Annotated in this window: 9 protein-coding genes; 6 read left to right on the top strand and 3 right to left on the bottom strand. The window is 47.0% G+C overall.

What is annotated here, in order from left to right:
• The first annotated feature begins 211 nt into the window (after positions 1-211).
• On the top strand, positions 212-613 hold the full coding sequence (locus MGMO_RS20335) for a PEP-CTERM domain protein (RefSeq protein ID WP_023495034.1): 402 nt from the start codon (positions 212-214) through the stop codon (positions 611-613).
• A 143-nt stretch (positions 614-756) separates the two neighbouring features.
• Here MGMO_RS20335 and mgtE read toward each other — a convergent pair whose 3' ends face one another.
• The 3 genes from mgtE to MGMO_RS10515 form a co-directional block, all read right to left on the bottom strand.
• Positions 757-2202, bottom strand: a complete 1446-nt coding sequence (gene mgtE, locus MGMO_RS10525) for a magnesium transporter (protein WP_023495033.1) — start codon at positions 2200-2202, stop codon at positions 757-759.
• A gap of 72 nt (positions 2203-2274) precedes the next feature.
• A complete protein-coding gene (locus tag MGMO_RS10520; RefSeq protein ID WP_036307548.1) occupies positions 2275-3024 on the bottom strand; it encodes a ParA family protein in 750 nt (249 codons plus the stop codon).
• 67 nt (positions 3025-3091) lie between these two features.
• Positions 3092-4621 (bottom strand): CHAD domain-containing protein, encoded by a 1530-nt coding sequence (locus tag MGMO_RS10515; RefSeq protein ID WP_023495031.1) that lies wholly within the window; start codon positions 4619-4621, stop codon positions 3092-3094.
• 219 nt (positions 4622-4840) lie between these two features.
• Between MGMO_RS10515 and MGMO_RS10510 the strand changes: the two genes are divergently transcribed.
• The 5 genes from MGMO_RS10510 (at position 4841) to pstB (ending at position 11518) form a co-directional block, all read left to right on the top strand.
• Complete coding sequence (locus MGMO_RS10510) at positions 4841-5371, top strand: SixA phosphatase family protein (protein WP_023495030.1); 531 nt, start codon at positions 4841-4843, stop codon at positions 5369-5371.
• A 94-nt stretch (positions 5372-5465) separates the two neighbouring features.
• Complete coding sequence (locus MGMO_RS10505; RefSeq protein WP_023495029.1) at positions 5466-6449, top strand: PstS family phosphate ABC transporter substrate-binding protein; 984 nt, start codon at positions 5466-5468, stop codon at positions 6447-6449.
• Between the two features lie 301 nt (positions 6450-6750).
• On the top strand, positions 6751-9030 hold the full coding sequence (locus MGMO_RS10500) for an ABC transporter permease subunit (RefSeq protein ID WP_023495028.1): 2280 nt from the start codon (positions 6751-6753) through the stop codon (positions 9028-9030).
• A complete protein-coding gene (pstA, locus tag MGMO_RS10495) occupies positions 9027-10682 on the top strand; it encodes a phosphate ABC transporter permease PstA (protein WP_023495027.1) in 1656 nt (551 codons plus the stop codon). Before MGMO_RS10500 ends, pstA begins: the two co-directional genes overlap by 4 nt.
• A gap of 38 nt (positions 10683-10720) precedes the next feature.
• Positions 10721-11518, top strand: coding sequence for a phosphate ABC transporter ATP-binding protein PstB (pstB, locus tag MGMO_RS10490; RefSeq protein WP_200922728.1), 798 nt, complete (start codon positions 10721-10723; stop codon positions 11516-11518).
• Positions 11519-11520: the final 2 nt, after the last annotated feature.

The raw sequence follows: 11520 nt of genomic DNA, 5'->3' as shown, positions 1-11520 counted from the left end.
ATTTCAGAAGTAAAAAAGCAGATTCAATATGGCATCAATATTGCTGTTACAGAAATGTTGCAGTTAATGCTAACTTAATGTATTAGCTGCTATACTGTCTTATGAATGTAATAAATTGCTGCTATATTGACTTATGAATGTAATATTAAGTCAGTTGTGACAATTTTTACATTTGCTTTGCGTATATGTTAATTAGTAATTGGAGGTTTTAATGAAGAAGCAATATTGTTTTCTTGCGGCACTCATGCTTTGGATGTTTTCCTCAGTGAGTTTCGCTTCAATGACAGAATCCATAGTGAGTCCGAGTCCTGTGTCATTTTCCTTAAGTTTTACACAGGGTGGTACCACGATAGCGTCCTCCGGATCGGGTTTTGATCAACAAGGTGCATTAAAAATTGCAGATGATTGGTTTCATCTCGTATTTGGGCATTTCGGTCATGGCGGCTTTGGGGATGATTTTGGTCATGAGCATCATGGACACCACGGGCATCATGAGCCCGACTGTGATGATGGCCCGGCGGCTGTACCCCTACCTTCGGCAGTTTGGTTGTTTGGATCAGCCCTGTTGGGACTATTGGGCGTTAAACGCAAGCCTAGTGAATTCCTCGGCTAGATTTAGACAAAAAGCTAAATATCCGTATTTAGCGTAGGATACTGAATGTTTACCCGATTTAGCTAAATGAACTAAATCGGGTTTTTTTTGGGATTTTTGCACGACCGCAGCAAGTACGCTTGATTGATATGTGATGGTTAAAATCACCTTCCAATCAAAAACATCCGTGCCAACAGCAGCACAATAAAGAATCCCATCGAATCGGTAATGGCCGTCAGCATGATGCTGGCACCAACGGCTGGGTCTTTGCCGAGCTTATACCGCCCCAATGGAATGCTCAGGCCGACCAGCACGGCGACCAAAAGGTTGATCAACATGGCAAATCCGATGACGATAGACAACGCCAGGTTGTAGTAAAGTACCCAACTCAACAAGCCGATAATCAAACCAATAAACAAGCCGTTCAACAGTGCGAGCGACAGTTCTTTTTTGATTAACCGGCGGACATTAACCGCATTAATTTGCCCTAACGCCAGCGAACGTATAATCAGCATACTGGTTTGATTGCCGGTATTCCCGCCCATGGCGGCAACAATGGGCATGAGCGAGGCCAAGGCGACCATTTGCAGGATGGTGTCTTGAAAGACATCAATAATCCGTGTCGATGCAAAAGCCGTGGCGACGTTTATCAACAGCCAGCCCCAGCGATTTTTGGCGGATTTCCAGACGCTGGAAAACAAGTCTTCGTCTTCTTCCACGCCTGCCTGGATCAACATCTCCTCATCGGTTTTTTCCCGTATATAGTCCATAATGCTATCGACGCAAAGCCGTCCTTGCAGTTGGCCTTGCTTATCGACGACTGGCGCAGAAATCAAGTCGTAACGCTCAAATGCCCGTGCAGCGTCCGCTGTGTATTCGTCCAGATGGAACTGGACAAAATCCGTAACCATCGCCTCGGCAACGTGTTGTGCAGGCGAATGGGTAAGCAAGCGCTGCAATGGCAGCACGCCTTTAACGATATTGCCTTGGTCCACCACGAATAATTTGTCGGTATGGCTGGGCAATTTCCCTAATTTACGGATATAGTTGGTGATGGCCCATAGGTTAAGGTCATCACGGACAGTAATCATGCCGAAATCCATGAAGGCACCCACCTGGTCGTCCCCGTAGGAAAGGATGGTGTTCAGGTGGGTGCGTTCCTGGTTATTCAGTGACCGAAGGATTTTGAGCATCGCCCGTTTGGGGATGTCGGCGGCAAGGTCGGCAATTTCGTCGGTATCCAAGTGGCTGGCAAACGTCGCCAGCTCTTCTTCTTCCATGCCCGAAATAAGGGTTTGCCGCACGGCATCAGACACTTCCAGCAAGATTTGGCCATCATTATCAGACTTGATGGCATCCCATACCGTCTGGCGTTGGTCTAAAGGCAAAGATTCAAGGATGAAGGCAATATCCGCCGGATGCAAATCGGACAAACGCTCTTGCAGTCGGACTTGATGCTGTTTGTTGACTAGCGCTTCTTCTAGGTCATGGTGGCTTGAGGCACTCTTTCGTACCAGCGAATTTTCCAGCTCCTGTTTATCCAGCAGGGCGACCACAGCCTGTAGCTGCTGTTGCAGGAATTGCGTGGAATCTACATTTGGGGTGTCCATATCGCCTTGATTAGATTAAATTTATGCTTTTCAATTGTTCCGGTTTTGAAAAGTTTGAAAAAAGGGTCTAAGTTATTGCATAAGGCTACGAGCCAAAATCTCTTGCCAAAGTTCACGATAGGCTTGAGCAGAACGGCTTTTGCCGCTGTAGGCCCCCAGTGGTTTACGTTCCACCCCCATGCGTTCAACGTCGCTGGCATGGGGTATTGCGGTCGTTAACATCTCTGGATAATTCGCCAATGCCTCGCACATTAACGCTTTGTGCATTTTTTTCCGGCTGTCGACCATTGAAAAAAAAGGCATAAGGCGGGTGCTTTTCAACCCATGGTCTGCAATAAATTCTTTGAGTTGTACTAAGGTCCTCAAAGACAGTGTAGTTGGAATTATAGGCGATAACAACAAGTCAGCCGCTGCAAAAACCGCTTCGGACAATAAGGAAATACTGGGCGGGCAATCCAAGAAAATAAAATCGTATTCGTCAGCCAAGGGTTTGAGGCGTTTTTTTAGCTGTTGGGTAGGTTTTTTCTTGTCGTCCAACAGTAAATCCAGGTTCCTGAACGAAAAATCCGCCGGGATTAAATCCAGGTTTTCAAAGTCAGTGCCCTTAATCAGGTCTTCCAATTCGTGCTCCCCTGCCATCAACCCCTTACCGCCGCCCTTGATTTTAGGTTTGATCCGGAAATAATAACTGCTGGCACCTTGCGGGTCGAGGTCCCAAACCAGTGTGCGATAGCCGCATTGCGCTGCATTGAAAGCGAGATTAACGGCACATGAGGTTTTGCCAACGCCACCTTTAATGTTGTATAAAGCCAATATTTTCATAGTGTCCCCAGTTATGATAATAGGCGGACTAATGAATTTCCGCTCATTGATCGAAATAGAAACACCCTCATGTCTTTCTCGGTGCAAACAGGTCATGAAAAGACGTATGGGTTTCCTGTTTCTTAAAAGCCGTGAATTGTGAAGTGAAGCTGTCACGCGCTTTACATTTGCGGTTTTCAAAATCCTGGATCAACACGCCCATCGCCAAAAAAGTCCGGCTTGGCGTATTGATGGTTTGCATTTCTTCGCTGAATTGTTGTAGTTGCTCTTGCTGAACTGAGTAATCCTGATAATCGCCCAATACTTCCTGCAACTGTTTTAGCCGCTTAATCAATTTATCTGTTTGGTTATCGGGATAAAGATTCTGGAAAAACTCCATCAGATAGCGTAATTTTTTGCAGGTTTTCCTGAGCTTATGCAGCGCACCGGAGGGCGAGTGGCGGTCAATGGCATCCCCTTCTTTTACGGCTAGCTTATAGGTTTTCCATATCCTTTTATCCGCCAGTTCTTTAATCGTCAAGTGAGCATTCGTTTCTGTTGGATCGGGTGACGCAGATGAAGAAAGGTAGGTTTCCCACTGCGCCAGTGTCGTTAAATACTTGGCAGACCGTAATTTTTTGGCAAGCTGTTTGTGCGATTTTTGTTTTTTCACCTGCAAAAAGTTATGTAAAGGATTGATGCTTTGTCGAATAACTGGGGGCAATTTCTTTTTGTATTGCTCGAAGTTCAACAAATACACGTCCAAGTCACGCGTTTCTCCAGTTATCTGGCCCAGCCATGAGAAAAACTCCCTGTAAATGATAAGTACGTCTTCCGGCAAAACATGCTTGACTTGACTAAGTGCGACCCGCGTTCTTCTGACGGCCACCCTGAAGTCATGCAAAAACTCGCTGTCGGTATCGGCGATGGTGCCCTGTTCGTTGAGTTTGATCACACGCAACAGATAGCTAAAAATGGTTTTGCAGGCGACATCGGCACGCATTTCTGGAGTGAGCTTTATGTCCAATTTGGAGGAGTAATCTTTGGGCAGTCGACCTTGCAACCTTAAGGCTTCTAACAGCACGGGCTTGTCCGCTACGGTTACACCCAGCTCTTTAGTGACCATTTCTGTAATGTGCCCGACAGTTTTGTCATAACCCTTGACAGGAAATAGGGTAAGGCGGTTATTGAGCAAATCAAATTGTTCAATCAACACGCGCAGCACAATTTTTTCGTCTTTGTTGAGGATGTCCAGGTGATGCGCCTCACATTCCAGCGTACATATTGCCAGTAAAGCCCGCACACCTAATAGCGGTTCCAATGTCTGCCGTACCTTACCAGGATTAAATTGCTTGCTGAAGGCGGGGACGTCAAACAAAAGGGTACTGGCTATCAGTTCGCCATTCTTGCGGTTGGTCAGCATTAATGACGAAGATTGTTTTGAGCGGTTAAATTCGCAGATGACACCCTGCCTGTATAAGCGCCAATCAAAACTGTCGTAATAGGTCTTAAGGAGGTATTGCCTGGAGACAAGATGGATGTCTACTTGGTCGCTTAATGCGGAGATCAGCTTTACGGCCGTCATATTCGCGGGTAATTCAAAATGGGTAGTCGCCATGACTAAAAACACCTTTTATAAATAATCGAGTACATAATACTGTAATTATCTACTATTATCATTTGATGACATGGGAGATATAGGTCATTTTGGAGACGAATACTGAATTAATAGGTCAGTGTAACAGCCGTATGTTGCTATGAAGCGCTTCCTTACCAGTGTGTTTCATAATTAGTATTCACTTTTATTTTTCGGTAACAATGATTGACGGACAGACAAATGAGCAGAGAGCTATGGTTGCTGCGGCATGGCAAGGCAGAACGCTACGACGGTAGCGAAGATTACGACCGTCGTTTAAAAAAACGCGGGAAGCGTGACGCCGCCCGCCTGGGGGAATGGTTGCGGGAACAAGGCTTGTTTCCTGACTTGGTGATCAGTTCACCGGCATCCCGTGCCATCATGACCGCAAAAATCGTGTCCGATATTCTCGACATAGAACGTCAGCATATCCAAATGGAAAAGCGCCTGTACGATGAGGGCTTAGTACGGGTCAAATCGGTGTTGGCTGATTGCCCGGCAAGCTTGAACAGGGTGTTATTGGTCGGGCACAACCCGGAGTTTGAGGATTTGTTGACTTATCTGGTCAATCTTAAAGATCTGCCAGAAGTTGAAAAATTGCTTCCGACCTCCGCGTTAGCACGAATGGTTTTGCCTGATGACTGGGCGCATTTGGAAAAGGGCAGTGCAAAATTGATTTCCATCACCTGTCCAAAATCCTTAACCGAAGAAATCGAAGAGCCGCTGGATTAATTATGTCATTGTCATATTTCTGTCATAAAATGACATTAAGCTAAAGAAGTATTCTACGCAAATGCCAGTATTGTCAATCACGAGAGAGTTCATAATGAAACCAATTTTTAAAACGAAATCAATTATTGCTGCGATGGGGCTTGTTACCGCCGGACTGATGGGAACGGTTGCACATGCGGTGCAGACTGTTGATGCAGGTGTCCCTGCATACCAAGCAGCCAGCGGCATTTCCGGCAACCTGTCCAGTGTAGGTTCCGATACGCTTGCCAACTTGATGACGCTTTGGGCGGAAGACTTTAACCGCGCTTATCCCAATGTCAACATTCAAATTCAGGCCGCCGGTTCTTCTACTGCGCCACCCGCATTGACTGAAGGCACATCTAATCTCGGCCCCATGAGTCGTGAAATGAAAGATGATGAAATCGAAGCATTCGAAGGCAAATACGGCTACAAGCCAACGGCTGTTCCTGTGGCTGTCGATGCCCTTGCTGTACTGGTCAACAAAGACAACCCCATCAAAGGATTGACGATGGAACAAGTTGACGGCATTTTTTCTTCCACCAACAAATGCGGCGGTTCTGCCAGTATAGAAACCTGGGGTGATGCCGGCGTGGCTGTATGGGGAGCAAAAAGCATCCAGTTGTACGGACGTAACTCGGTATCAGGAACCTACGGGTACTTTAAAGAACACGCCTTATGTAAAGGCGACTTCAAAAGCAATGTCAATGAACAGCCAGGTTCGGCTTCAGTTGTTCAGTCGGTCACCGAATCTGTCAACGGTATTGGCTATTCCGGCATGGGTTATTCCACATCCGGCGTGAAAATGGTGCCTTTGGCAAAAAAAGGCAGCACCAGCTTTGTTGAAGCCACTCCCGCAAATGCGCTTAATGGAACCTATCCATTGACGCGTTTCCTGTACATATACGTTAACAAAAAGCCGAACCAACCCTTAGCGCCATTGGAAAATGAGTTCATCAAGATGGTCCTATCGCAAACGGGCCAACAGTCTGTAATTAAAGATGGTTATATACCCTTGCCCGCGAGCGTCGTGGAAAAGGCTTTGTCTGCCGTCAAATAAGCTTTGCGTTTAGGAAAGTGTTGTCATAGCGGTTAAGGATTGGTTTACAAGGATGTTAAGCCTGCGTTAGCCAATTTCCCTCCTCAAACGAATGGTTTATATGGATTGAATGGTCGATGCCTGAAAAACGAGGTTCGGCCATTTTTTATATCTTATAACAAACGAATCAATGTGCTTCGTACGTTGAAAATGCAATTTCCTACTACCCAATCCTCAATACGTTTAAAATAGAATTCCAAAATTTACTGCTGAAACACAAACGATACGCAAAACTGTCATTTAAAGACTTTACAATAAAAACATGCCTGAAAACCTAGCCAAAAATCCAACTCCTACAGCCGTTACGCTTGTTGCCGGCAATGCCTATCAAAAATGGCGGTTAGTGAAAGATTCTTTGGTGCGCTACGGCGTTATCGTCGGCGGCCTAAGTGTCATCGTCGCTATCGTACTGATTTTCTTTTATTTGTTGTATGTAGTCCTGCCTTTATTTGCATCGGCAAAAGCCAATTCAATCGCTGAGTACGTGCTTCCTGAAAAAACATTGGGCAAGACGGTTTTGTTGGAAACGGAAGAGCAAAATGAAGTGGCGGCCCGGTTTACTGATACCGGACAGGTTGTTTTTTTCGAGGTCGCTACAGGGAAAACGATTTTAACTCAGGGAATAGCCATCCCAGAAGGGATCCATATCACCAGCTTTGCCCAAGGCAGTGACATCAGCCAGGGTGGCGTAGCGTACGGTCTTTCAGACGGCAAGGCCATCGTCGTAAAACATCAATATAAAATCACATATCCCAACAATCAGCGCCTGATTACGCCATCGCTCAACTACCCGCTGGGCCAGCAACCTTTGGTCATCGACGAAGCGGGTTCCCCCCTGGAGAAGATTGCCGTCAAGGTTGAATCTGACAAGACCATACTTGTTGCAAAAATCGCCGACAAGGTTCATTTAGTCAGTTTTGCCCAAGAAAAGTCCCTGTTCGCTAACGAAGCGACAATAACGCGGACATCCGCAGTGTTGGATGCCTCAGCGAAAGCGATTGTTGACCTGTTAATTGATAAGGATGACAACCAACTGTACCTTATGGACAATGAAGGCCTGTTAAGCGCCTATGATATTCGCGACAAAGCCGCACCCAAATTAAAGCACCAGCAAAATGTAATCGAGGCCGGACAGACAGTCACCAGCTTGACTTTCCTGAATGGGGACATTTCCCTGTTAGTGGGCGACTCATCGGGCTTGGTGTCGCAATGGTCACAAGTCAAAAACGAACTTAAACAACTGGTCTTTAAAAAAATCCGGTCATTTAAGGTTTCTGACAAGGCGGTCGTTGCGGTTGAGTCTGAGCAACGCCGAAAGGGGTTTATGGCAGTCGATGCCGCCGGTACTGTCGGCCTTTACAATTCAACGGCGGAACGGCAACTTATCAAAGAGCATATCGGCACGTCACAGCCAATAGCCGCCGTATTATCGCCACGCTCAAATCGTTTGTTGCTGGAAACGGGTGACGAAAAAATCCATGTTTGGAATGTGGACAATGAACACCCAGAGGTTTCCATCAAGTCCCTGTGGCAAAAAGTTTGGTACGAAAGTTATCCGAAACCTGACTATATTTGGCAATCCTCTTCTGCCAGCAACGATTTTGAGCCCAAATACAGTCTGGTACCTTTAGTGTTCGGTACCTTAAAAGCCGCCTTTTACGCGATGCTGGTCGCCATGCCCCTCGCCTTGATGGGTGCCATTTACACCGCCTATTTTATGGCGCCCCAAATGCGCCAAGTCGTAAAACCTGCGATTGAACTGATGGGCGCATTGCCCACGGTTATCCTGGGTTTCCTGGCAGGCCTTTGGTTGGCCCCGTTTATTGAAAAACATTTGGCTGGATTGTTCTTGTCGTTGATTTCGCTGCCTATCGCCGTCTTGTTGTTTGCTTTTCTCTGGCAATTTTTGCCTAAGACGCTACGCCAAAAAATTCCCGAAGGGTGGGATGCGGCAATTCTAATGCCGGTTATCGTAATCGTTAGCTGGTTGGCTTTTACCATCAGCGTACCTTTGGAAGCTTACTTGTTTCACGGCTCATTACGTGACTGGTTTAGCCACGAGTTCGGTATCGGCTACGACCAACGCAATGCGCTGATCGTCGGTATAGCTATGGGTTTTGCGGTAATACCCACTATTTTTTCAATTGCCGAGGATGCCATATTCAGCGTCCCCAAGCATTTGACCGTGGGATCGTTAGCTTTAGGGGCAACCACCTGGCAAACCATGACGAAAGTGGTTTTGTTGACGGCCAGCCCAGGTATTTTTTCTGCCGTCATGATCGGCCTGGGACGAGCGGTTGGAGAAACCATGATTGTACTCATGGCAACTGGCAATACGCCGGTGATGGATTTTAGCGTCTTTCAGGGCTTACGTACGCTGGCCGCCAATGTCGCGGTAGAAATGCCGGAATCGGAAGTCGATAGCACCCATTATCGAGTGTTATTCTTGACAGCGCTGGTCTTGTTCATTTTTACTTTTGTATTTAACACCTTGGCGGAAGTTATCCGCCAACGCTTGCGGGAAAAATATAGCTCTTTATGATAGCGTCTTGGTTTAAAAGCGGCACTCCCTGGATTTGGTTCAATGCGGCAGCAGTCAGTGCTTGCCTTATCATGATTATCGGGGTGTTGGGATTAATAATCGTTCGTGGCATCGGGCACTTTTGGCCGGCGGAGGTTGCCCGTATCAATTATCAGGAAGCGGATGGTCAGGTCAAAACCCTGTTCGGCGAGATCATTGATACCAGCATAACCCCTGCGGCAATAGCCAAAACGTCCGGTTTCAAAATGGCCGACAATGAAGACACCTTGGTGCAGCACCAGGTTAAAACGGGTAATCGTGACATTACCGGGGTTGATTTTCGCTGGTTGCAGGAGCGGAATATCAAAGACCAAGCATTCCCTGGCGACATCATGGTGGTGGAACGTCGGGAATGGGGCAATTTTTACGGGCAGCTTGTTGCCGTCAAAGAGAACGGTGCCACCCTTGCCAGTCATGAACAAGCATGGACTGTCGCACAGGCAAAGATTGCCGACACGCTGAAGGTGTATAGCGAAATCACCCATCTGGAAAAAAAGGAAATCGGCGCAATCAACTATAGCTTGGAGAAGTTAAGGCTGAAACAAAGAAAACTGGAATTAAAAAACCGACTGGATGATTCGGCTAGGTCAGCCATAGAAAATGAAAACGCAGGGCTTAAGACGCAATACGAACAATACCAAACGCAACTTAAGGATTTATACCAAAAGGTCAGGAGCGCCAGTTTGGTGGCGAAAACCGACAGCGGCGCTGAAGTCGTCATTCCGTTGTCCAAGGTCGTCAGGATCTATCAACCCAATAGCATGGGCTTATTGGACAAGGTCGCCCATTATTTTAATAAGCTGGGCGAATTTCTGACCGACGACCCACGCGAGGCCAATACCGAAGGCGGTATCTTTCCTGCTATTTTTGGCACGGTCATGATGGTCATGATTATGTCCGTCATCGTCACCCCTTTTGGCGTGATTGCAGCGGTGTATTTGCGCGAATACGCAAAGCAAGGTTTCATCACGCGGCTCATTAGGATTGCAGTCAACAATCTGGCAGGTGTCCCTTCGGTCGTTTACGGTGTGTTTGGCTTGGGCTTTTTTGTTTATATCCTGGGCGGCAATATCGACCGCTTGTTTTTTCCAGAATCCTCCCCTGCACCTGTTTTTGGGACGCCCGGCATACTCTGGGCATCCATCACGCTATCGCTGCTAACCTTACCCGTCGTGATTGTGGCAACTGAAGAAGGTCTGGCGCGTATCCCTAAATCCATACGCGAAGGTAGTTTGGCTTTGGGTGCAACTAAACTTGAGACGCTATGGCGTACGGTGTTACCTATGGCTAGCCCTGCCATCATGACGGGACTGATCTTGGCTGTCGCCAGGGCAGCTGGCGAAGTCGCGCCGTTAATGCTGGTCGGCGTGGTTAAGCTGGCCCCTACCTTGCCGCTGGACGGCAATCTCCCATTTATCCATTTGGACAGGAAATTCATGCATCTGGGTTTTCATATTTATGATGTCGGCTTCCAAAGCCCAAATGTCGAAGCAGCGCGGCCTTTGGTCTATGCAACGGCATTATTGCTGGTCTTGGTGATTATCGGGCTAAATCTGACCGCGATCATCATAAGGAACAATTTACGCGAAAAATATCGGGCATTGGAAGGTTAAAGATGGCTATAGAACACGGGCGTACCCACGCAATTGACATGAATTCTATCTTACGTGGGCGTGATACTCCCCAAGAGCAGCTTGATATTTCCATAAAGGTAGAAAATCTCAACCTGTATTACGGGCAAAAGCAAGCCCTGCATAATATCAATATGGAAATACCTAAACAGCGGGTAACGGCTTACATAGGCCCTAGCGGTTGCGGTAAATCAACTTTGTTACGCTGTATCAACCGTATGAATGATCTAGTAGACAGTGCCAGGATCGAGGGTAAAATCCTGCTGGACAATGAAAATGTCTACGACAAATCGGTCAACGTAGCGGCATTACGCAGGCGTGTGGGGATGGTATTCCAAAAACCTAACCCTTTCCCAAAATCGATTTTTGAAAATGTTGCATACGGCCTGCGTATACAAGGTATCAACGACAAGCGTACCCTTGATGAAACCGTTGAAAATGCCTTGCGGGGTGCGGCACTTTGGGATGAAATGAAAGACCGGCTTAACGATAATGCCCTGGGTATTTCCGGTGGACAACAGCAACGGCTGGTTATTGCTAGGGCAATCGCCATTGAGCCGGAAGTGTTGTTGCTGGACGAACCTGCATCGGCATTGGACCCAATTTCCACGCTCAAAATCGAAGAACTGATTAACGAGCTAAAAGAAAAATATACCATCGTCATTGTCACGCACAATATGCAACAGGCCGCCCGTGTTTCCGACTATACTGCATTCATGTACATGGGTGAATTGATAGAGATAGACAGCACTAGCCAACTGTTCACCAAACCCAAAAAGAAGCAGACCGAAGACTACATAACCGGCAGATACGGTTAACA

It is taken from the genome of Methyloglobulus morosus KoM1 (genome assembly GCF_000496735.2).
GTDB classification, from domain to species: Bacteria; Pseudomonadota; Gammaproteobacteria; order Methylococcales; family Methylomonadaceae; genus Methyloglobulus; species Methyloglobulus morosus.
This window is presented reverse-complemented; position numbering and strand designations above follow the sequence as displayed.

Excerpts from the sequence above, each read along its gene's own strand:
- MGMO_RS20335 (WP_023495034.1), top strand. The coding sequence starts at position 212 with ATGAAGAAGCAATATTGTTTTCTTGCGGCACTCATGCTTTGGATGTTT.
- mgtE (WP_023495033.1), bottom strand. The coding sequence starts at position 2,202 with ATGGACACCCCAAATGTAGATTCCACGCAATTCCTGCAACAGCAGCTA.
- MGMO_RS10520 (WP_036307548.1), bottom strand. The coding sequence starts at position 3,024 with ATGAAAATATTGGCTTTATACAACATTAAAGGTGGCGTTGGCAAAACC.
- MGMO_RS10515 (WP_023495031.1), bottom strand. The coding sequence starts at position 4,621 with ATGGCGACTACCCATTTTGAATTACCCGCGAATATGACGGCCGTAAAG.
- MGMO_RS10510 (WP_023495030.1), top strand. The coding sequence starts at position 4,841 with ATGAGCAGAGAGCTATGGTTGCTGCGGCATGGCAAGGCAGAACGCTAC.
- MGMO_RS10505 (WP_023495029.1), top strand. The coding sequence starts at position 5,466 with ATGAAACCAATTTTTAAAACGAAATCAATTATTGCTGCGATGGGGCTT.
- MGMO_RS10500 (WP_023495028.1), top strand. The coding sequence starts at position 6,751 with ATGCCTGAAAACCTAGCCAAAAATCCAACTCCTACAGCCGTTACGCTT.
- pstA (WP_023495027.1), top strand. The coding sequence starts at position 9,027 with ATGATAGCGTCTTGGTTTAAAAGCGGCACTCCCTGGATTTGGTTCAAT.
- pstB (WP_200922728.1), top strand. The coding sequence starts at position 10,721 with ATGAATTCTATCTTACGTGGGCGTGATACTCCCCAAGAGCAGCTTGAT.